The 21062-nt window shown below is 68.2% G+C and carries 22 protein-coding genes; 17 read left to right on the top strand and 5 right to left on the bottom strand.

Going from position 1 to position 21062, the window contains the following annotated elements; translation table 11 throughout:
- A partial coding sequence (locus KBY71_RS11170; RefSeq protein ID WP_254928980.1) for an SPFH domain-containing protein occupies window positions 1-475 on the bottom strand: 475 nt, incomplete at its 3' end.
- Window positions 476-573: 98 nt separating this feature from the next.
- Here KBY71_RS11170 and argJ point away from each other — a divergent pair.
- From argJ to KBY71_RS11150, 4 genes are read left to right on the top strand one after another with little or no spacing between them, the layout of a single operon-like run.
- Entirely contained in the window at window positions 574-1803 is a 1230-nt protein-coding gene (gene argJ, locus KBY71_RS11165; protein WP_254928979.1) for a bifunctional glutamate N-acetyltransferase/amino-acid acetyltransferase ArgJ, read from the top strand.
- Window positions 1804-1827: 24 nt separating this feature from the next.
- Window positions 1828-2322 (top strand): hypothetical protein, encoded by a 495-nt coding sequence (locus KBY71_RS11160; RefSeq protein ID WP_254928978.1) that lies wholly within the window; start codon window positions 1828-1830, stop codon window positions 2320-2322.
- Window positions 2319-2636 (top strand): hypothetical protein, encoded by a 318-nt coding sequence (locus KBY71_RS11155; RefSeq protein WP_254928977.1) that lies wholly within the window; start codon window positions 2319-2321, stop codon window positions 2634-2636. The genes KBY71_RS11160 and KBY71_RS11155 overlap by 4 nt, the downstream gene beginning before the upstream one ends.
- Window positions 2633-4297 (top strand): AarF/ABC1/UbiB kinase family protein, encoded by a 1665-nt coding sequence (locus tag KBY71_RS11150; RefSeq protein ID WP_254928976.1) that lies wholly within the window; start codon window positions 2633-2635, stop codon window positions 4295-4297. Before KBY71_RS11155 ends, KBY71_RS11150 begins: the two co-directional genes overlap by 4 nt.
- Window positions 4298-4300: 3 nt before the next feature.
- On the opposite strand, the gene KBY71_RS11145 is transcribed toward KBY71_RS11150, so the two are convergent.
- Complete coding sequence (locus KBY71_RS11145) at window positions 4301-5701, bottom strand: GGDEF domain-containing protein (protein WP_254928975.1); 1401 nt, start codon at window positions 5699-5701, stop codon at window positions 4301-4303.
- A 231-nt stretch (window positions 5702-5932) separates the two neighbouring features.
- A complete protein-coding gene (gene eno, locus KBY71_RS11140; protein ID WP_254928974.1) occupies window positions 5933-7228 on the bottom strand; it encodes a phosphopyruvate hydratase in 1296 nt (431 codons plus the stop codon).
- Between the two features lie 139 nt (window positions 7229-7367).
- On the opposite strand from eno, the gene gloA reads away from it, so the two are divergent.
- The 6 genes from gloA (at window position 7368) to rplA (ending at window position 12978) form a co-directional block, all read left to right on the top strand.
- On the top strand, window positions 7368-7760 hold the full coding sequence (gene gloA / locus KBY71_RS11135) for a lactoylglutathione lyase (RefSeq protein ID WP_254928973.1): 393 nt from the start codon (window positions 7368-7370) through the stop codon (window positions 7758-7760).
- A 13-nt stretch (window positions 7761-7773) separates the two neighbouring features.
- On the top strand, window positions 7774-10554 hold the full coding sequence (locus KBY71_RS11130; RefSeq protein WP_254928972.1) for an ATP-dependent Clp protease ATP-binding subunit: 2781 nt from the start codon (window positions 7774-7776) through the stop codon (window positions 10552-10554).
- A gap of 101 nt (window positions 10555-10655) precedes the next feature.
- Entirely contained in the window at window positions 10656-10853 is a 198-nt protein-coding gene (gene secE / locus KBY71_RS11125; protein ID WP_254928982.1) for a preprotein translocase subunit SecE, read from the top strand.
- Between the two features lie 29 nt (window positions 10854-10882).
- Window positions 10883-11578, top strand: coding sequence for a transcription termination/antitermination protein NusG (nusG, locus tag KBY71_RS11120; RefSeq protein ID WP_396095339.1), 696 nt, complete (start codon window positions 10883-10885; stop codon window positions 11576-11578).
- A gap of 151 nt (window positions 11579-11729) precedes the next feature.
- Window positions 11730-12155 (top strand): 50S ribosomal protein L11, encoded by a 426-nt coding sequence (gene rplK / locus KBY71_RS11115; RefSeq protein WP_254928971.1) that lies wholly within the window; start codon window positions 11730-11732, stop codon window positions 12153-12155.
- A gap of 115 nt (window positions 12156-12270) precedes the next feature.
- A complete protein-coding gene (gene rplA, locus KBY71_RS11110; protein ID WP_254928970.1) occupies window positions 12271-12978 on the top strand; it encodes a 50S ribosomal protein L1 in 708 nt (235 codons plus the stop codon).
- On the opposite strand, the gene KBY71_RS11105 is transcribed toward rplA, so the two are convergent.
- Window positions 12962-14458 carry an ABC transporter permease subunit gene (locus KBY71_RS11105; RefSeq protein WP_254928969.1) on the bottom strand — a complete coding sequence of 499 codons (1497 nt, stop codon included), beginning with the start codon at window positions 14456-14458 and terminating at the stop codon, window positions 12962-12964. The genes rplA and KBY71_RS11105 overlap by 17 nt on opposite strands.
- A 28-nt stretch (window positions 14459-14486) precedes the next feature.
- On the opposite strand from KBY71_RS11105, the gene KBY71_RS11100 reads away from it, so the two are divergent.
- The 3 genes from KBY71_RS11100 to rplL all read left to right on the top strand — a co-directional run bounded on the left by KBY71_RS11100 (window position 14487) and on the right by rplL (window position 16480).
- Window positions 14487-15248 (top strand): amino acid ABC transporter ATP-binding protein, encoded by a 762-nt coding sequence (locus tag KBY71_RS11100; RefSeq protein ID WP_254928968.1) that lies wholly within the window; start codon window positions 14487-14489, stop codon window positions 15246-15248.
- Window positions 15249-15499: 251 nt separating this feature from the next.
- Complete coding sequence (gene rplJ / locus KBY71_RS11095; RefSeq protein WP_254928967.1) at window positions 15500-16027, top strand: 50S ribosomal protein L10; 528 nt, start codon at window positions 15500-15502, stop codon at window positions 16025-16027.
- Window positions 16028-16096: 69 nt separating this feature from the next.
- A complete protein-coding gene (rplL, locus tag KBY71_RS11090; protein WP_190390371.1) occupies window positions 16097-16480 on the top strand; it encodes a 50S ribosomal protein L7/L12 in 384 nt (127 codons plus the stop codon).
- Between the two features lie 321 nt (window positions 16481-16801).
- Here the strand turns inward: rplL and KBY71_RS11085 are convergent, their stop codons facing one another.
- Window positions 16802-17512 (bottom strand): DUF3747 domain-containing protein, encoded by a 711-nt coding sequence (locus KBY71_RS11085; RefSeq protein WP_254928966.1) that lies wholly within the window; start codon window positions 17510-17512, stop codon window positions 16802-16804.
- 64 nt (window positions 17513-17576) lie between these two features.
- Here KBY71_RS11085 and KBY71_RS11080 point away from each other — a divergent pair, with 64 nt between their 5' ends.
- The 4 genes from KBY71_RS11080 to KBY71_RS11065 all read left to right on the top strand — a co-directional run.
- Window positions 17577-18332, top strand: a complete 756-nt coding sequence (locus tag KBY71_RS11080; protein ID WP_396095335.1) for a ribonuclease H — start codon at window positions 17577-17579, stop codon at window positions 18330-18332.
- A 10-nt stretch (window positions 18333-18342) separates the two neighbouring features.
- Window positions 18343-19515: a quinone-dependent dihydroorotate dehydrogenase gene (locus KBY71_RS11075; RefSeq protein WP_254928964.1), complete on the top strand. Its 1173-nt coding sequence runs from the start codon at window positions 18343-18345 to the stop codon at window positions 19513-19515.
- Between the two features lie 233 nt (window positions 19516-19748).
- On the top strand, window positions 19749-20456 hold the full coding sequence (locus KBY71_RS11070) for a hypothetical protein (RefSeq protein WP_254928963.1): 708 nt from the start codon (window positions 19749-19751) through the stop codon (window positions 20454-20456).
- On the top strand, window positions 20453-21062 hold a 610-nt coding region (locus KBY71_RS11065), incomplete at its 3' end, for a PilN domain-containing protein (RefSeq protein ID WP_254928962.1). The genes KBY71_RS11070 and KBY71_RS11065, both read left to right, overlap by 4 nt.

Here is a 21062-nt window from a genome sequence, read left to right as displayed (position 1 = left end):
TGATCTGCTCCACGGCGAAGTGGGGATTGCTGCCACTCAGCTCGCGGATCAGCTGGATCGGGTCCGCCACCCGCAGGCTGTAGCTGCCGAATCCCCGCAGCCGGATGGGCCCCAGCTCCGGGTCCCGCAGGATCAGCGGGTGGCGGGTGCCCCACTTGCGGTCGGTGAACTGGCGGGTGGCCACGAACAGCACCTCGGCCTTGAAGGGGCTCTCCAGGGCCGTGGGCAGGGCCAGCAGGCTGGTGAGCACCGGCAGGTTGCGGGTTTCGAGCCGGTAGCGCCCCGGTCCGAAGGCATCGGCGATGCGGCCTTCGTTCACGAACACCGCCTGCTGGCCCTCGCGCACGATCAGCTGGGCCCCCCACTTGATGGCGTTGCCCTGGCGTGGGAAGCGCCACACCAGGGTGTCGCTGCCGTCCTCGCTCCAGTCGATGACGTCAACGAATTCACCCCGGATCCGCTGGCCGATGTCCATGGCGCACTCCTGCCGCAGGGCTGCCGTTCGGTTCCCAGGATGCCCCTGCCGCGTCGATTCGGCTGCAGGGTGAGGATGGCTTGAGCTCTCCGCCCACCGTGACCCATCCCTGGCACCCGATTTCCGGTGGCATCACCGCCCCTCACGGCTTCCTGGCGGCGGGAATCACGGCGGGCCTAAAGGCCTCCGGCAATCCCGATCTGTCCCTGCTGCTGGCCCCGGAGGGCGCCGTGTGTGCCGGCACCTTCACCACCTCCCTGGTGCGGGCGGCCTGTGTGGATCTCTGCGCCGAGCGGCTGGTGGCCAGCGGTGGCCACGCCCGGGCGGTGCTCACCAATTCGGGCCAGGCGAATGCCTGCACGGGCGATCGGGGCCTGATCGACAGCCTGCGGGCCACCCAGGCCCTGGCCGATCGCCTGGGGCTGGCATCCGAGGAGGTGCTGATCTGCTCTACCGGGGTGATCGGCGTGCCGATTCCCATGGACACGCTGCTGGCGGGCCTCGATCCCCTGGCTGAGGCCCTCAGCTCCGAGGGGGGGGCGGCGGCGGCCCGGGCGATCCTCACCACCGACCTGGTGGACAAGCAGATCGCCCTCGAGGCCGAGCTGGGCGGCCGCACGGTGCGCCTCGGCGGCATGGCCAAGGGGTCGGGAATGATCCACCCCAACATGGCCACGATGCTCGGCACCCTCAGCTGCGATGCCGGCGTGCCGGCGGAGATCTGGCAGGCGATGGTGAAGCGGGCGGTGGACCGCTCCTTCAATGCGATCACGGTGGACGGCGACACCAGCACCAACGACACGTACCTGGCGTTTGCAGCCGGGGAGCCCTTGAGCCCCGAGTTCTATGACGCCCTGGAGGCCGGCCTGACGGCGGTGTCGCAACACCTGGCCAAGGCAATCGCCCGCGATGGTGAGGGCGCCACCTGCCTGCTCGAGGTGCGGGTGGAGGGGGCGGCGGATGACGCCGGCGCCCGCGCCATCGCCCGCACTGTCTGCGGCTCGTCGCTGGTGAAGTGCGCCGTGCACGGCCGCGATCCCAACTGGGGCCGGATCGTGGCGGCGGCGGGTCGCGCCGGGGTGCCCTTCGATCCCGAGGCCGTGGCCCTGTGGCTGGGGGAGCACCAGCTGATGGCGGCGGGCCAGCCCCTGGCCTTTGACCGTGCCGCCGCGTCCCAGTACATGCGCCAGCGTGCCGCCGGGGCCTACCTGCAGGACGACACGGTGCAGATCCGCCTGCGGCTGGGCGACGGGCCGGGCGGCGGCCTGGCCTGGGGTTGCGACCTCTCGGATCAGTACGTCCGCATCAACGCCGATTACACGACGTAGGCGGGCACAGGCCAGACTGGGGAGATGGTGCAAGCCCCCGCTTCGGCCTCCACGCCCCCTCGCCCCCGGCCCCGCTGGCAGGTGCCGCTGCTGGCCGGTGTCTGCTTCGGCCTTGGCTATGGCCTCACCCACCGGTTGCTGGCCCTCCAGTTGCCCTCGTTGGTGCGGCTCGGTCAGGGCTTTGAGGTGCGTCCTTTCCCGGGTACGTCGTTGGAGAGCCTGCGGCTGCGATTTGGCGCCGACAGCCAGGAGGTGCGGGGCAGCCTGGATCTGCTGGAGCTCGAGCGGCAGACCAACGCCGACCAGCCGGCCGCCAAGCCGCAGGCCCGCCCCACGGCTGAGGCAGAAGCTGAGCGCGCCCGCGATGAGCTGGAGGCGGCTTCGGATCTGCCGGGCGATCCGGAGCCGCCACCGGAGCCGCGGCCCCAGCCCCCAGCCCCCAGGGCGGAGGCCCCGCCGCCCCCCCAGTTGCCTGGCGCGGATCAGCCCCAGGGCTCCCCGGAGGTCGGCCCGCGATGAGTGCGCCGCAATCGCTGCTGCAGGCTGCTCTGCAGCGTCTTGGGGCCCGATTGGGCAGTGGCCTGGTGGATGGGGCCGCCACGTTGGCCCTGCTGGCCCAGGACGCCCCCGAACGGCTGCGTCAGGAGCTGCAGCTGTTCTGGGATGAGGTCGAGGCGGAGGCCGAGCGGATCGAACGGGACGGCCAGGGGCTCACGACCGATCCCCACGCTCCCGATTCGCCCGATGGGGCGAGTCAGGATCCCCAGGATCAGATCGATGCCCTGCGCGCCAAGGTGGCGGCGATGGCCCGACGCCTGGACCAACCTTCGTGATCCTGCGGCCCCTGCGCATCTGGTGGTTGGCCCTGGCCCTGGTGCTGGGGCTGTGGTGGGACGGCCAGGCCTGGACCTATCCCGGTGGCGTCTCCCCCGAACGGCAACGGCGGCGTCAGCGCCGGCGCGCCCGCTGGCTCACCCAGGAATTCCTGGCCCTGGGATCGGCCTTCATCAAGCTCGGCCAGTTGCTCTCCGCCCGGCCCGATGTGTTGCCGGCCGAGCTGGTGGAGGAGCTGGCCACCCTGCAGGACCGGGTGCCCGCCTTTCCGTTCACCGTGGTGCAGGACCTGTTGGAGCAGGAGCTCGGGGAGCGCTGCTCTGAAATCATCGACCTGGAAGCCGAACCCCTGGGGTCTGCCAGCCTGGCCCAGGTGCATCGCGCCAGCCTGCGCAGCGGCCGCCAGGTGGTGCTCAAGGTGCAACGCCCGGGGCTGGAGCGCACCTTCCGGCTCGATCTGGAGGTGCTGCAGCAGGTAGCTGGCGCCGTGCAGCGCCACCCCCGCTGGGGCCGCGGCCGCGACTGGATCGGCATCGCCCAGGAGTGCCGGCGGGTGTTGCTGCGGGAGCTCGACTTCCGTCTTGAGGCGGAGCATGCGGCCCGCTTCCGCCAGCAGTTTCTCGACGATCCGGGGATCCGCATCCCGGCGGTGATCTGGGAGCTGAGCACCCGTCGGGTGCTGTGCCTGGATTACGTTCCCGGGATCAAGATCACCGACCGCCAAGCCTTGCTGGAGGCCGGGATTGTGCCTTCTGCGGTGGCGGAGAAGGGGGCGGCCAGCTATCTGCAGCAGCTGGTGCGCTTCGGCTTTTTCCATGCCGATCCCCACCCCGGCAACCTGGCCGTGGCTGCCGATGGGGCCCTCATCTACTACGACTTCGGCATGATGGGGCAGCTCTCGAGTCGCCTGCGGGGCCGCCTCGGCAGCATGGTGCGCGCCGCCGCCAGTCGCGATGCGGCCGGCCTGGTGGAGGAGCTGCAGCAGGCCGGGGTGATCGCCCCCGGGGTCGATCCCGGCCCGGTGCGCCGCCTGGTGCGCCTGATGTTGGAGGAGGCCCTCACGCCTCCCTTCTCCGCCAACGTGCTCGAGCGACTGTCGGGGGATCTCTACGACCTGGTCTACGGCCAGCCCTTCCGCCTGCCCCCCGAACTCATTTTCGTGATGCGGGCCCTCTCCACCTTCGAGGGGGTCGGCCGCAGCCTGGATAGCGGCTTTAGCTTGGTGGCGATTGCCCGTCCTTACCTGCTCCCTCTGATGACTTCAAGCGGTTCAGGCGGCGGCGACCGGTTTGGCAACGAGCTCTTCAATGAGATTTCCCGGCAGGCCGCCGAGGTGGGGAGCCGCGCCCTGGGCATCCCCAAGCGCCTCGACGACAGCCTGGCCCGCATTGAACAGGGCGACCTGCAGGTGCAGATCCGTGCCGGCGAAACCGATCGTCTGCTGCGCCGTCTGGCCCTGGCCCAGCAGGCCGCTGGCCAGTCCATGCTGCTGGCCGGATTGGCCGTCGCCGCCGCCCTGCTGGCCGCGGGCGCTCGCCCGGCCCTGGTGGCCATTCCGCTGGTGGCGGGTCTGCCGGTGGGCCTGAGCTGGCTGAAGCTGCAGGGCCGTCTCAAGCGCGAGGGCCGTATCGATCAGTTGCCTGGGGTGGGGAAGTCCTGAGCCTCAGGCCAGGCGGGTTGGGTCCGACGCCGCTGGACGGCTGCTTGATTTGACCGCGTACATCGCCTCGTCCGCCTTCGCCCAGGTCTGCTCCAGGGTGGTGCGCTCTTCGCTGAGGGCGGCCCCGATCGACGCATCAACCCCGCTGTGGCGAAGCGCCTGACGCAGCCGTTCGACGAAGTCTTCCAGGCCCTTTGCACTCGGGTTGACGATCAACAGGGCGAATTCATCGCCCCCCACCCGGGCCAGCAGGTCGCTGCTGCGCAGTTGGGCAGCCATTTGGCTGGCGGCGATCTGCAGCACCTCATCGCCCATCTGGTGGCCCTGCTCGTCGTTGATCTGTTTGAACCCGTTCAGATCAATCACCACCAGCCCGTAGTGGTACCCATGGCGCTGGCGTCGGCTTTCCTCGAGGTTGAGGGCTTCATCCCAGGCCCGGCGGTTGGCGATGCGGGTGAGGCCGTCGGTGCGGCTTTCTCGCAGCAGGGCCCCATTGAGCCGGTGCAGGCGGATCTCCGCGCGGCGACTCACCATCACCACGATGGCCGTCCCCAGCAAGCCCAACGCGAAGACCAGGCCGGCCGCCCTCCAGGACATCCAATTGAGGGTGCTGTGATCGATGCTCAGCTGGGTGCTGACCAGCTGGTTGGCGAAGGGGATGATCCTCAGCTCCTCCAATTTCTCATCTTCCTGTTCGAGGTCCAGCTTGGGCAGGGCCTGGTGCAGGCTCGCCTGGTCCTTCAGCACGCCGGCCGGATTGACCCGCATGTCCACACGCAAGTCCCCGCCACCCTCTTCACTCGGGAAGAGCTGCGGCAGGGTTGGGTGTTGATCGTGCCCGCTGATCGCCACCATGCTGGTGGACAGATTCACCAGGGCGAACGATGCCTTGCGCTCGCCCCGCACGGTCCAAGGGCCGTAAACGAAGGCCATCCAGCCACTGGGCTTCCCCTGGATCGGGTAGGCCCGTACCGCCAGGGGCTCGAGCCCATAGTCCAGTTCGTTGCAGTGGTGCTGGGCCAGGTCGGCCTTCAGGCCGCTGGAGGCGTCATCGAGAGTGCTGCGCACCGACTGGGCCTGCGGATCGCGGCTGGGATCCAGGGGCAAGCGGCGCAGGATCTGCTCGGTGTCATGCCTGGACAGGCTGGTGGTGTGGTGGCTCTCCAGGCGCCCGCTGCCCAGGGTGATCACGCCGATGGTGGCGTTGGGATTGGGGTCCGTGCGCTTCCCGTCGGGTTTCCCGCCCATCCCATCGCTGCGGGCGAGCGACAGGGCCGTGAGGGTACGGGCGATGGCGGTGCATTGCGAGGAGGCCAGATGGCTCACCTCGAAGGCTCCGACCATCTCCAGGGGCTCGTGCAGCAGCTTGTAGGTGAACACGGTTGCCCCAACGGTGGCGACCATGCCGATGGCCGCCAAAAGGCCTGAAAGCTGCCATGCCTGGCTGGGCTTGGGACCGGCTCCTTGCCGGTGCTCGGGGCTCGGATCAGCCAAGGGCCCAGGCGTTGACGGCGGGTCTGAGGGGTGAGTTGGCCCAGCAGCTCATCAACCCCATCAGTTGCCCGTTTCAATGAGCAAATTCTAAGCGTTCTTAGATCTTGGCCGGATGGTGGTTGGCGTCCGCGTCAGCCTTGCTCAGGCCTTGCCGCGGGGGCCGCGGTCTTCGGCGCCCGCGTAGATCGCCTGGCTCCCCAGTTCGTCTTCGATGCGCAGCAGTTGGTTGTACTTGGCCACCCGATCGGAGCGGCTGAGGGAACCGGTCTTGATCTGGCCGGCTCGGGTAGCCACCGCCAGGTCGGCGATCGTGGTGTCTTCGGTTTCGCCGGAGCGGTGGCTGATCACGCTGGTGTAGCCGGCGCGGCCGGCCAGATCGATGGCCTGCAGGGTTTCGGTGAGCGAGCCGATCTGGTTCACCTTGATCAGGATCGAGTTGGCCACGCCTAGGTCGATGCCCCGCTGCAGGCGGCTGGTGTTGGTCACGAACAGGTCGTCGCCCACCAGCTGCACCGTTTTGCCGAGGCGCTCGGTGAGCAGGGCCCAGCCCTCCCAGTCGTCTTCAGCGACGCCGTCCTCGATCGACACGATCGGGAAGCGGCTCGCCAGCTGGGCCAGCTGATCCACCATCTCGGCGCTGCTGTAGCTGCCACCGCCGAAGCTGTAGCGGCCGTCCTTGAAAAATTCCGTGCTGGCCACATCCAGGGCCAGGGAGATCTGGTCGCCGGGGCGGTAGCCGGCCTTTTCGATGGCCTGGATCAGCAGCTCGCCGGCGGCGTCGTTGCTGGCCAGGTTGGGGGCAAAGCCGCCCTCATCGCCCACCGCGGTGGAGAGGCCCTGGCTGCTGAGCAGCCCCTTGAGGGTGTGGAACACCTCGGCCCCCATGCGCAGGGCTTCGCGGAAGCTGCCCGCGCCGTGGGGCACCAGCATGAACTCCTGGAAGTCCATGTTGTTGGAGGCATGGGCGCCGCCGTTGATCACGTTCATCAACGGCACCGGCAGCAGGTTGGCCAGGGGCCCCCCGAGGTAGCGGTAGAGGGGCAGACCCACGCCATTGGCGGCGGCCCGGGCGGTGGCCAGGCTCACCGCCAGCACGGCGTTGGCGCCGAGGCTCGATTTGTTGTCGCTGCCGTCCAGCTCCGCCATGGCGCCGTCGACGGCGCTCTGGTCCAGGGCGCTGAGGCCACAGAGGGCCGGGGCGATCCGCTCTTCGATGTTGTTGACGGCCTGGGTCACGCCCTTGCCGAAGTAACGGCTGCCGCCGTCGCGCAGCTCGTGGGCCTCATGGGCGCCCGTGCTGGCGCCGCTGGGCACGATCGCCCGACCGCTGGCACCACCCTCGAGCAGCACTTCGGCTTCCACCGTGGGGGTGCCGCGGGAATCGAGCACCTCCCGTGCCACCACGGTGTCGATCACAAGGTCGAGGGAGTCGATCACGTCGGCGCGCCTGTTGCTGACTTGGGCTGATCCTATGGGTCACCCCCTCCACCCCTTTTGTGCCAACGGGTACCGCCCCGGGGCTTGCTCGCCACAATGGGGGGGTTGAGTCCTGGTTGCCGGCCCACCGGTTTCGTTGATGCGCCTGCTGCACACCATGCTCCGGGTGGGGGATCTGGAGCGCTCCCTCACCTTTTATACGGAGGTGCTGGGCATGCGCCTGCTGCGCCGCAAGGACTACCCCTCGGGCCGGTTCACCCTGGCCTTTGTGGGCTACGGCGAGGAGAGTGACACCACCGTGTTGGAGCTCACCCACAACTGGGACACCGGTGCCTACGACCTCGGCAGCGGTTACGGCCACATCGCCCTGGGGGTGGATGACATCCAGGCGGTGTGCGAGGCGATCCGTGTCAAGGGCGGCAAGGTCGTGCGCGAACCGGGCCCGATGAAGCACGGCAACACGGTGATCGCCTTCGTGGAGGATCCCGATGGCTACAAGGTGGAACTGATCCAGCTCTCCTCCCGCGGCTGACCCCACCAAGCCCATGCGCGCCGATCCCGTGCCCCCCAGCCTCACCAGCGAACCCGATCGCTTCAGCGATGACGCCTGGGACCTGCTCCTGGCCACCCAGGACACGGCCCGCCGCTGGCGCCATGGCGCCATGGATGTGGAACATCTCCTGCAGACCCTGCTGCTGGAGCGGCGCTTCGCTTCCTGGCTGGATCCCCTGCCCTTGGATCCCGATCGCCTGTTGGATCGGCTCGAGAGCTTCTGTGTCGACCAGCCCGGCAGCAGCGGCGACGCGCTCTACATCGGCGATGCCCTCGAAGACCTGCTGGAGGACGCCGAGCGCTGCCGGGCCGCCTGGGGATCCCCCCTGCTGGATGTGTCCCATCTGCTGATGGCCCTGGTGCGGGACCCCCGCATCGGTGCCGCGCTGCTGGGGGGAGAGGGACTGAGTGAAGACCTGCTGCTGCGCCAGTTCCGGCCGGGTGCCGCGGTTGGCCCAGCCACCTCCACCCTGCCGCTCCAGGCCCCCGTCGTCCCCGCCTCTCCCCCCGCCGTTCTCCCAGCTTCAGCAGGGCTGTCGGATGCCTGGATTGACACGGCCAGCCCAGCGGCGTCCCTGCCCTCACCCCCGTCGCCCTCCCCGCCGCCAGCAGCCAGCTCCGAGCTGCGCCTGGAGCAGGAGCCTCCCGAGCCCAGCGCCCTGGAGCGCTATGGCCGCGACCTCACCGCGGCGGCCCGGGCCGGCGAGCTCGACCCGGTGATCGGTCGCGACCTGGAGATGCGCCGCCTGATCCAGGTGCTCTCGCGCCGCAGCAAGAACAACCCGGTGCTGATCGGCGAGCCCGGCGTCGGTAAAACCGCTGTGGCTGAGTTGCTGGCCCAGCGGATCGTCACCGGTGAGGTGCCCGACTCGCTGCAGGGCCTGCGGCTGGTGGCGCTCGATCTCGGGGCCCTGATCGCCGGCGCCAAGTTCCGCGGCCAATTCGAGGAGCGGCTGCGGTCCGTGCTCAAGGAGGTGCGCGATGCCGATGGGGTGCCTGGCGCGGCCGGGGTGGTGCTGTTCATCGATGAGTTGCACACCGTGGTGAGCAACGACCGCTCCAATGCCGATGCCGGCAGCGTGCTCAAACCGGCCCTGGCCCAGGGCTACCTGCGCTGCATCGGCGCCACCACTCCGGAGGAGTACCGCCGCAGCATCGAAAAGGACCCGGCCCTCGATCGGCGCTTCCAGCAGGTGCTGATCAAGGAGCCCGGGCTCGACACGAGCGTGGAGATCCTGCGGGGTCTCAAGGAGCGCTACGAGCTGCACCACGGCGTGGCGATCACCGATCAGGCGCTGGTGGCGGCGGCGCGGTTGGCGGATCGCTACATCACCGATCGCTGCCTGCCCGATTCGGCGATTGATCTGGTGGATGAGGCCGCCGCCCAGCTGCGCATGGAGGTCACCTCCAAGCCCCAGTTGGTGGAGGCGGCCGAAGCCGAGCTGCGCCGGGTGGAGCTGGCCCTGCTCTCGGCGGAGGCCGCTCCCCTGGAGGAGCGGGTGCAGTGGCAGGACCAGCGCCGCCGGGCCACCGAGGCGCTGCAGGAGGTGCAGCAGCGCTGGCAGGCCGAGCGGGAGCGGCTGGCGGAACTGCGCGATCTGCTGCAGCAGGACGAAGACCTGCGCCATGCGATCGGGGAGGCCGAACGCCAGGGCGACTACGAGGAGGCGGCCCGGCTGCAGCATGACCAGCTCAATGGCCTGCAGCAGCGCCGCGAGACCCTCGAGGCGGAATTGCAGGGGGAAACGATCCTGCGGGAGCAGGTGGAGGAGGGAGATATTGCCGATGTGGTGGCCCGCTGGACCGGCATCCCCGTGCAGCGACTGCTGGCCGGAGAGCGGCAGAAGCTGCTGGAGCTAGAAGCTCGCCTGGGCGAGCGGGTGATCGGCCAGCCGGAGGCGGTGGCGGCGGTGGCCGCGGCGATCCGGCGGGCCCGGGCGGGCATGCAGTCCCCCACGCGGCCAGTGGGCTCCTTCCTGTTCCTGGGCCCCACCGGTGTGGGCAAGACCGAGCTGGCCAAGGCCCTGGCGGCGTCCCTCTTCGATGAAGACGATGCCCTGGTGCGGCTCGACATGAGCGAGTTCATGGAGCGCAACGCCGTGGCCCGGCTGGTGGGGGCGCCCCCCGGCTACGTGGGCTACGAGGAGGGCGGCCAGCTCACCGAGGCAGTGCGGCGGCGGCCCTACGCCGTGCTGCTGCTGGATGAGGTGGAGAAGGCCCACCCGGAGGTGTTCAACCTGTTGCTGCAGGTGCTCGACGACGGCCGCCTCACCGATTCCCAGGGCCGCACCGTGGATTTCCGCCACACGGTGGTGATCATGACCAGCAACCTGGCCAGCCGGGCCATCCTGGAGAACGCCCGTGCCGGAGCGGATCCGGCCCTCGCCGGCGAGCAGGAGGCCCGTCTGGCCCAGCAAGTCGATCAGGCACTGTCGGCCCAGTTCCGGCCCGAATTTCTCAACCGGATCGACGAGGTGATCCGCTTCCGGCCCCTGGGGCCAGCCGATCTGCAGCGGATCGTGCGGCTCCAGCTGGCGGAGCTGGCCCGGTTGCTGGCTGAGCAGCATCTGGCCCTGGAGGTGCCCGAGCCGGTGGTTCAGGCCCTGGCCGAGCAGGGCTATGAGCCCGAATACGGGGCCCGGCCCCTGCGCCGGGTGCTGCGCCGTCAGTTGGAGAATCCCCTGGCCACGGAGCTGCTGGCGGAGCGCTTCGCGGGTGCCCGGGGCGTGCGGGTGGAGGCGGGCAATCCCTTCACCTTTGTGCCCCTCGGGTAGGGTGGTCGTTTGCCGGTCCGTGCGGACGACTCCGCGCCCCATCCGCCCTGACTAACGATCCGCCCAATCCTGATCCGTCCGCCGTGACCCCCGAGCCCGCCATGGCTCCGGAGTCGCCGCTGCCGCCCGAGGGCTTTGCCGCCGCCACCCTGGCGGAATTGCGCAAGGTCGTCTGGCCCAGTCGCCAGCAGCTGTTCAGTGAATCGGTGGCCGTCATCTTGATGGTGAGTCTCTCGGCAGCGGCGATCGCCGCGATCGATCGTTTCTATGGCTGGGCGGCCATCCAGGTCTTCCGCTGAGTCCGCTTTCCGTTTCCGTTGTGAGTCCCGTGTCTGAGCCCCTGACCGACAGCCCCACCGACCGTTCTCTCGACGTCCTGGAGTCCGCAGACGAAGGGCTGGAGGCGAGCCTGGAGCCCACCGCTCAGGTGCTGGAGCAGCCGGCTGGTGGTGAAAAGCTGCAGGTGGCCCGCTGGTATGCGGTGCAGGTGGCCTCCAGCTGTGAGAAGAAGGTGAAGGCCACCCTGGAGCAACGGGCGGTCACCCTCGGCGTGGACAACCGCATCCTGGAGATCGAGATCCCCCAGACCCCCGGGGTGAAGCTCAAGAAGGATGGCTCCCGCCAGAGCACCGAGGAGAAGGTGTTCCCCGGCTACGTGCTGGTGCGGATGGTGCTCGATGAGGACACGATGATGGCGGTGCGGAGCACCCCCAACGTGATCAATTTCGTGGGGGCCGAGGAGCGCCGGGCCACGGCCAAGGCCCGGGGTCACATCAAGCCCCGTCCCCTCAGCCGCTCGGAGGTCGACCGGATCTTCAAGCGGGCGGCCGAGAAGAAGGCAGTCGTCAAGGTGGATCTCACCGAAGGCGACCAGATCCTGGTCACGGCGGGTCCGTTCAAGGATTTCCAGGGCGAGGTGATCGAGGTGTCCGGAGAGCGCAACAAGCTCAAGGCCCTGCTCTCGATCTTCGGCCGGGAAACCCCGGTGGAACTCGAGTTCTCCCAGATCAGCAAACAGAGTTAGGCCTCGGCCCTCTCAGCGGCCGTCTCCCTGCGGAGGACGGCCGCTTCTCGCACACCTCCAGCTCTGGAGGTCATCCGCAGCACCGCCCACGCTCCCATCGGGAGCTTTGCCCACACTCCCTCTGGGAGTTTTGCCCCAGTAGCCCGAGACGATGGCCAAGAAAGTCGTTGCCGTAATCAAGCTGGCCCTCGATGCCGGCAAAGCGAACCCCGCGCCGCCGGTGGGCCCTGCCCTCGGTCAGCACGGCGTCAACATCATGGCGTTCTGCAAGGAGTACAACGCCCGCACCCAGGAGAAGGCCGGTTTTGTGATTCCGGTGGAGATCTCGGTCTTTGAAGACCGCAGCTTCACCTTCATCCTCAAGACCCCTCCCGCCTCCGTGCTGATCTCCAAGGCCGCCGGCATTGAGAAGGGTGCCGCCACCTCTGCCAAGGGGTCGGTGGGTGCCATCAACCGTGCCCAGCTCGAGGAGATCGCCAAGACCAAGCTGCCCGATCTCAACTGCACCAGCATTGAATCGGCCATGCGCATCATTGAAGGCACCGCCCGCAACATGGGCGTCGCCGTCAACGACTGAGCCCCGCTCCGTCCCGAATCCATCCACCCTTAGCCGGGGGAGATCCAGGCAGCCCTGTCAGTCCATCGGCTGACCACCAAGCCCAGACCTGAATCGTCCGTACCCCATTCCCACCATGCCGAAAATTTCCAAGCGTTTCGCCGCTCTCACCGCCAAGGTCGAAGACCGCAGCTACGGGCCCCTGGAGGCCATTGAGCTGGTCAAGGCCAACGCCAATGCCAAGTTCGACGAAACCCTCGAGGCCCACGTGCGCCTCGGCATCGATCCCAAGTACACCGACCAGCAGCTGCGCACCACCGTGGCCCTGCCCCATGGCACCGGCCAGTCGATCCGCATTGCGGTGATTGCCCGCGGTGAGGCCGTGGCCGCCGCCAAGGCCGCTGGTGCCGATCTGGCCGGCGACGACGACCTGGTGGATCAGATCGCCAAGGGCGAGATGGAGTTCGACCTGCTGATCGCCACGCCCGACATGATGCCGAAGGTGGCCAAGCTGGGCCGGGTGCTCGGTCCCCGGGGCCTGATGCCGAACCCCAAGGCCGGCACCGTCACCACCGATCTGGCCGGCGCCATCAACGAGTTCAAGGCCGGCAAACTCGAGTTCCGCGCCGACCGCACCGGCATCGTGCACGTGCGCTTCGGCAAGGCCAGCTTTGATGCGGCCAAACTGCTCGACAACCTCAAGGCCCTGCAGGAGACCATCGACCGCAACAAGCCCAGCGGCGCCAAGGGCCGCTACTGGAGGAGCCTGTACGTCACCTCCACCATGGGCCCTTCGGTGGAAGTCGACTTCTCGGCCCTGCAGGACATCAAGCAGGAGGGCTGAGCCGGCGCTCCAGCCCCCTGAAGAGCGCGGCGGCCGTACTGGTCATCACCAGGTACACGATCGCGACGGCGATGTAGATCTCGAAGGCCCGGTAGGTGGTAGCCACCATCAACTGGCCTTCGCGGAACAGTTCGTCGAAGCCGATCACCGCCGCCAGGCTGGTGTCCTTAATCAGGGTGATGCCCTCATTGGCCAGGGGCGGCAGCACCCGGCGCAGGGCCTGGGGGAAGATCACGAAGCGCATCCGCTCGATGGGGTTCATGGCCAGGGCATCGGCCGCATCCCACTGGCTGGCTTCGATCGACTCGATTCCGCCGCGGAGGGTTTCGGCCATGTAGGCCGCCCCGTTCAGGCTCAGGGCCAGCACGGCGGCCACGAAGCGATCGAGGCTGAAGGGCAGGCCCAGGTCGCGGCACAGGGCGGGTAGGCCGAAGTAGATCAGGAACAGCTGCACCAGCATCGGGGTGCCGCGGAAAAAGGCGATGTAGAGCTGGCTGGTCCAGCGCAGAATGCGCACCCGCCCCAGCTGGCTGAAGGCCAGCAGGCAGGCTCCCACCAGCCCGAAGCCGAAGGAGAGCACGGTCAGCGCCAGGGTGACGCCAGCCCCCCGGAGCAGGTTCAAGCCCAGCCGCCGCGGGTTGAGCTGGGCTTCACCGCTCCCCTGGGCCAGGGCTGGGGCCACCAGGGGCAGGGGCGGCGCCGGCTGGTTGAACCAGCGGCGATGGAGGCTGTCGTAGGAGCCATCGGCGAGCATGGAATCCAGGGCCCGGTTGATCTCCGCCACCAGGGGTGAGCCCTTGGGCAGGGCGATGCCATAGAAGTCGGCGGTGAGGGGTTTCCCCGCGATCCGCACCCCTTGGAGCTTCGCTTCCCGGATGGCGTAGAGGGTGGCGGGCAGGTCGTTCACATAGGCCTCCACGTTGCCGTTGATCAGTTCCTGCAGGGCCAGGGGGGCGGCGTCGAACTGCACCACCGTGACGCCGGGTACGGCCTGGACGGCCTTGGCGCCGGTGGAGCCGATCTGCACGGCCACCTTGCGTCCCTTGAGGGCATCGAGGGAGACCAGATCCGGGCTGCCATCGCGCACGGCAATGGCCAGGCCGGCGGCGAAGTAGGGCCGGGAGAAGTCCACCGTCTGGGCCCGTTCCGCCGTGATCGTCATGGCACTGGCCGCCGCATCCAGATTGCGGGATTGCAGGGCTGGAATCAGGCCGGAAAACGGCAGCGCCACGAACTGGATCGGGTGGCCGCTGCGGCGGCCGATCTCCCGCATCAGCTCCACATCCAGGCCCGTGAGCTCGCCGGTGTCCGCCGCCTGCATTTCAAAGGGCGGGTAGGTGGGGTCCACGCCCACCTGCCAGGGGGTGTTGGCCCGGGCGGGCCGCAGGCCAATGCCGGTGCCGGACGCCAGCAGCAGTCCCACCATCACCAGCAGTCCCAGCAGCAGCCGGGTCCCCCTCCTCCCTACGGTGCGGTTCACGGCGTCCGATCTCTGTCGTGCTCCCGCCATGATCGTGAGTTCAGGGGCCGCCCCCGTGCTGGCCTGTCGAAATCTGCACAAGCGGTTCGCAGACCAGCCCGTGCTGCAGGGCGTCAGTGCCAGCTTCGCCAAGGGCGATGTGGTGTCCGTGATCGGCCCTTCCGGCTGCGGCAAGAGCACCCTGCTGCGCTGTCTGAACCGGCTGGAGCGGTTTGACCAGGGCAGCCTGGAGGTGATGGGCCGGGATTTGTCGGCCCGGCGCCTGCCCTGGGGTGAGCGCCGGCTGCTGCGCCGTCAGGTGGGCATGGTGTTCCAGCAGTTCAACCTGTTTCCCCACCTCTCGGTGCTGGACAACCTCACCCTGGCGCCCCACCGCATCCTCGGCTTGCCCCTGGCCGATTGCCGGCAGCGGGCGCGGCAGCAGTTGGCCCTGGTGGGCCTGGAGGATCGGGCCCACGCCTGGCCCCAGCAGCTCTCGGGTGGCCAGAAACAGCGGGTGGCGATCGCCCGCGCCCTGTGCATGGATCCGGCCGTGATGCTGTTCGACGAACCCACCAGCGCCCTCGATCCGGAGCTGGTGGGAGAGGTGTTGGCCGTGCTGCGGCGCCTGGCGGAGGCGGGCATGACCATGGTGGTGGTGACCCATGAGATGCGCTTTGCCCGGGAGGTGTCCAACCGGGTGCTGTTTCTCAACGAGGGCCGGGTGGAGGAGGAGGGTTCCCCCGATCAGGTGTTCACAGCGCCGCGGAGCGGGCGACTGCGCACCTTCTTGGGGCGCTTCGGCGTGTAGTCTTTTGAGCTGGCTTTTGCCAGAAGGGCACGCGCCCAACCCCAGACAGCAGGTTGCCTGTGTTGTCCGGTTCGCCGGCCAACCTTGTGTAAGTCCTGCCGAGGTGATCGCGACAGCTTTGGCGCCAGATCGGATTCGTCCGGACAGGTGGCAGAACAGGCAGCGGCCTCGAGCTGAACCTTTCCCATCCGGGGAAGCTTTGGCGTCCCGGGCCGCGTTCCCGGCTTGTTCCCCTGATCCGTTCCTTCCCTATGGGCCGCACTCTGGAGAACAAGCAACAGATCGTCGAAGAGCTCAAGGGGCTCCTCGGCGAGGCCGAAATGGCGCTGGTCCTCGATTTCAAGGGCCTGACCATCAAGGAGATGTCTGATCTGCGGACCCGTCTGCAGGCCAGCAACGGTGTGTGCAAGGTGACCAAAAACACCTTGATGCGCCGGGCCATTGATGGCGATAGCGCCTGGTCGAATCTCGATTCCCTGCTCACCGGCACCAACGCCTTCGTGCTCGTCAAGGGCGACGTGGGTGGTGCGGTGAAGGCCGTTCAGTCCTTCCAGAAGGACACGAAGAAGTCGGAAGTGAAAGGAGGCCTTTTCGAAGGTCAGCTCCTCTCCCAAGCCGAAATCAAGGCCATCGGGGATCTGCCCTCCAAGGAGGTGCTCATGGCCCAGATCGCCGGTGCGATCAATGCCGTGGCCACCAAGCTGGCTGTGGGCATCAACGAGGTTCCATCCGGTCTTGCCCGGGCGCTCAACCAGCACGCCGAATCCGGCGAAGGCTGATCGCATTCCGCGAGTTCGAGCTCCCTCGATCCGACTGTTCACAAACAGATCTGTTGCTGATTCCCAACCATGTCCGCTACTACCGACAAGATTCTCGAATCGCTGAAAACCCTTTCCCTGCTTGAGGCTTCCGAGCTCGTCAAGCAGATCGAAGAGGCTTTCGGCGTGTCTGCCGCCGCTTCCGCCGGCGTGGTGATGGCCGCAGCTCCCGCCGCTGCTGCCGAAGCCGTTGAAGAGAAGACCGAATTCGACGTCATGCTCGACAGCTTTGACGCCGCCGCCAAGATCAAGGTGCTGAAGGCCGTCCGCGAGGCCACCGGCCTCGGCCTGGGCGAAGCCAAGGCCCTGGTGGAAGGCGCTCCCTGTGCCATCAAGGAAGGCATCGCCAAAGGCGAAGCCGAAACCATCAAGAAGGCTGTGGAAGAAGCCGGCGGCAAGGTCACCATCAAGTGATCACTGGGCCCCTTGGGGCCCGTGCTTGTCCTGAATGCAGCCGGCCCCAAGGGGCCGGCTTTTTGCTGGGCGTGTGTTGGCCTCTGGCGCCTGCCTGGTTCCCGCCGGGCCAATAAAAAAGCCCCGCCGAAGGCAGGGCTCTGAGTTGGAACGATTCTGGGAGTCTGTCCTCGTTTCGACCCCGGAAGAGCGTTCCCACTCCTCACACGCTGTGACCTTAACGGCCTGGGTTGGGGAGGACGAGGTCGGCTCAGCCTGTCTGGCAACTGTCCCCTCTCTCTCTTTTTCTCTATCTGACAACGAGGACTCTGGGCAGCTGGCTCAGTCGCTGAAGGGAATCACTGGCAGGCGGATCGGCCCCCGGGCCACCAGGGTGCTGCCACCGGCCCGGGCTGGGCCCGGCAGGCTGGGTGGGGCCACCGGAGGCCGCAGGGCTACGGGGCTGCTGCCGCCCGCCTTGGCCAGCAGCTCTGGCAGGGGGCTGGGGTTGGCGAAGTAGATGTGGCTGAGGGTCTGGCTGTTGAACACCCGCCGCTGCAGGTCCCAGCCCGGCTCGAGGGCCAAGGCCACAAAGCCGTCCCGGTCCCGCAGGGGCACGCGCGCCCTGCCCACCACCAGCACCGTGGGATTGCTGGGGGTGCTCGCCTCCAGCCGCAGCTCGGTGCCGCTCTGGCGCAGTTGCAGCCGGTAGCGGCTGGCCAGATCCTGGTTCCCGATCCGCAGGGAATAGCCGTTGCTATCTAGATAGCGGCTGCAGATGCCGGTGAAGTTGAAGCGATTGAGGGCCGGGTCGACCAGGCCGTCAGGCCGTTGCTCCCAGCAGAGGGGCTGGGCCTGGATCTGCTCCAGCACCAGCAGGTTCCAGTCGCTGGGGCCCACCGGCCGGGCCAGCACCGCAAAGCGGCTGGCATCGAGGGGGCTGCTGTCGAACAGGTTGGCGGCACCGGCCCAGGGGGTGAGCAGGGCCAGCCCGGCGCCCGCCAGGGCCAGGTAGGTTCGACGCACGGCCTGGTCCATGGCTGGGGCGAGCACAACGGGCAGGTGTGTTCTTTAGCGAGCTTTCGGGAGTTGTCCAGTGGCGGCTGAGCCGGTGAGAGTGGTGGCGGCGGCCTGTGATGGCGCCTGCAGTGGCAATCCGGGGCCCGGGGGCTGGGGGGCGTTGCTGCGCTTCGACGATGGCTCGGTGCATGAACTGGGTGGGGCCGATCGCGCCACCACCAACAACCGCATGGAGCTGACGGCGGCCCTGGCCCTGTTGGAGGCCCTCAGGGAGCTGCCCCATGCCCCGGGGCTCGCGATCCGCACGGACAGCCGCTATCTGATCGACGGCTTCAGCAAGTGGATCCAGGGGTGGAAGCGCAAGGGATGGCGCACGGCCTCGGGTGGGGCGGTGCTCAACCGGGATCTGTGGGAGCAGCTGGATCAGGCCCGCCTGCCGGGGGTGGCGTTGGTGCATGTGAAGGGCCACAGCGGCGATCCCGACAACGACCGTTGCGATGCGATCGCCGTGGCCTTCTCCCGGGGCCAGATGCCGGCGATGGCGGCTGGCGAGGTGGTGGCCACCGCCCGGATGGAGGCCGATGTGCCGCCCTTGGAGCCGGTTGGTTCTGGCTCGGATGTGGCCCCGGCTCCGTTGCAGCAGCTGTTGAGCCGCCTCGAGCTGGCCGATCGGCTGGCCGTTCAGGGCTACGGCCTCAGCCTGGTGGAATTGGCCCAGCTGGTGGAGCAGCCGTTGCAGCAGCTGGAGCGGCGCAGCGGCCCCTGGCGCTGGCGCGACTGGCAGGTGCTGCCCCTCGAGGGGGGGCGCTGGCGTTTGGAACGGGACGCGGGAGGATTGGGCGATCGGGAGTGAGCGGCGGTTGATGGCGGAGACGGGCTCGGCAACCAGCACCGAGGCGCTCTACGGGCGGCTGGTGGGTCCGCTGCTGAGTCGGGACGACGGCGCCGATGCCGAGCAGCTCAGCCAGCTCACCCTCACGGCCCTGGCCCAGGCGTCGCTGCGCCGCCGCTGGCCCCTGGTGAGTGGGGCCCTGGCCGGCCTGGCCGCCGAGTTGCAGCGGCCCGATCCCCGGCTGGAGCAGACCCTGTTTGGCTGCCGCTTCCCCAATCCGGTGGGCCTGGCGGCCGGCTTCGACAAGAACGGCGTGGCGGCCGGGATCTGGCATCTGTTTGGCTTTGGCTTTGCCGAACTCGGCACCGTCACCTGGCACGGCCAGCCGGGCAATCCCAAGCCGCGCCTGTTCCGTCTGGCGGCGGAGCGGGCGGCCCTCAACCGGATGGGCTTCAACAACGACGGCGCCCAGGCCCTGCGCCGCACCCTGGAGCGCCAGCAGCTGCCGGCCCCTGGCCGGCGCCCCGCCGTGCTCGGCATCAACCTCGGCAAATCGAAGATCACCTCCCTGGAGCTGGCCCCCGACGACTACGCCTCGTCGCTGGAGCTGCTGGCCCCCCTGGCCGACTACGCCGTGATCAACGTGAGCTCACCGAACACCCCCGGCCTGCGGGAGCTGCAGGAGGAAACCCTGCTGCGGCGCCTGGTGGAGCGGCTGCGGCGCCTGCCCGCCTGTCCGCCCCTGCTGGTGAAGATCGCCCCCGACCTGGAAGACGACGCCATCGATGCCATCGCCCGCATGGCCTACGAGGAGGGGCTGGCGGGGGTGATCGCCGTGAACACCAGCCTCAACCGTTTCGGGCTGGAGCAGCGGCGCCTGAGCCAGACCGGCCGCACGTTGGCGGAAGAGGCCGGCGGCCTCAGTGGCGCCCCCCTGCGCTGTCGGGCCCTTGAGGTGTTGCGGCGCTTGCGGGCCACGGCCGGTCCCGCCTTGCCCCTGGTTGGGGTGGGAGGTGTCGACTCGGCGGAGAGCGCCTGGGAGCGGATCACCGCCGGCGCCTCGCTGGTGCAGCTGTACACCGGCTGGATCTATGGGGGGCCGGTCCTGGTGCCCAGGATTCTCGAGGGCTTGGGCAGCCAACTCGACCGCCATGGATTAGCCCACCTTGGTGAAGCTGTTGGCTCGGGACTGGCCTGGCGCTGAAACTTCGGTAAGTTTGCCTAAAGCAATGGATCAGACCTTTGGTACTGGCGGGAATCCAGGACAAATGGCGGCCCCTCCGTGCCCAGCTGTTCCCCACGGTGGTGATGATCGACCTGTCCGATCACGTGGTGATCGGACAGTCGGTGAAGCGTGGTAAGGCCGTAGAGCCGACTCTTCGTTACCCCCGTCCGATCTGGACAGCCCCCATCCCGGCCCGTACCTGCCGCGATGGCATGCCGTACCTCCGGGATGCGGTGGGTGATTTTCTGGGCGATCTGCTCCTCGAGCATGGGGGAATCGACGCCCAGCTGGTGGTGTCCTTGCCGCGCTCGGCCTCCCATTGGCGCGTTGTGGACTGGCCTGACAACCAGCAGCCGGGAGATTCGGTGGAGGATCTGCGCGAACTCAACCCGGATCTGGGCTGGCCCTTCTCCCTCGAAGCGGCCTATCTGAACGTGCAGCCCCTACCCGGCCGGCCCTCCAGTTCCCTGGTGGTCGCGGCAGAGCGCTCGGTTGTCGAGGCCTGGGTGGAGGTGTTCGCGATTGCGGGTGGCACCCTGCAGCATCTGCTGCCGCACCAGGTGTGTCAGATGTGGGGCATCCAGGAGCAGTTGGCGGCGACCCCCGCCCACACCCTGGTGGCGTTGCTCCAACCCTTGGATCAGCGGACCAACCTGATCATCTGGAGGCAGGGCGTGCCTGAATTCGAGCGGATGTTGCCCAGCGACATGGCGGAGCTGATCCCAGCGTTGCAGCGGTGTCTGGAGTTTTATCGCAGCCAATTGGCCCCCCAGGCTTCCCTGCGGTTGTTGCTGGCCGAACCGCTGCCGGATCTTGAGTCGCTGGAGCAGGCCCTCGGCCTGGAAGCCGAGTTGATCGATCGGGATGGCTTCGGTTCCTTGGCCCTGCAGGGGCTCTCGACCCTGGAGCTGGCCCAATGACTTCCACCCCAAGCAACACCCCGTTCGACCTCCTGCGCGAAAAACGCGAGGAGTTGAGTCTTCCCGATCCCGTTGGGGTTTCCGTTCAAGGGCGCCAGCGGCTGGTTCAGGGTGTGGCGATCGGCGCCACGTTGATCGGGATCTCCCTGGGCGTCACGGCCTTGGTGTTCCTGCGCTCGATGATGGTGACCGCCGCGATTGACCGTCTCAGCACGGTGGAGGCGGAGGTGCAATTGTTTGAAACCCAGCTCACGGCTGCGAAAACCAAGCTTCAGGGCATTGACAAGGCCAACGGCGATCTGGTGAAGGGCCTGATTGCGGTGCGCTCCGGCTCGGCGGTGTTGCGCGATCTGCAGACCCGGGTGCCGGAGGGGATCCAGCTCACCGCGGCCAATGAGGAGGGATCCGGATACCGCCTCAAGGGCTCCTCTCGCGATCCCCAGGCCTTTGCCCGGATTAATGCCTTCCAGCTCCAGTTGAAGCGCTCCCCCCTCGTCGATCCCAACGGAGTGACGATGGTCAAAGCTTCCCGCGGGGCCGATGCCGCCAGTCCAGCTCCGGCAACGCAGGGACCGGTCGTCGGACCGGTGAATTTTGAAATGGTTG

Origin of the sequence: Cyanobium sp. T1B-Tous, assembly GCF_024345475.1 — a bacterium.
Taxonomy (GTDB): domain Bacteria; phylum Cyanobacteriota; class Cyanobacteriia; order PCC-6307; family Cyanobiaceae; genus Cyanobium_A.
This window is presented reverse-complemented; position numbering and strand designations above follow the sequence as displayed.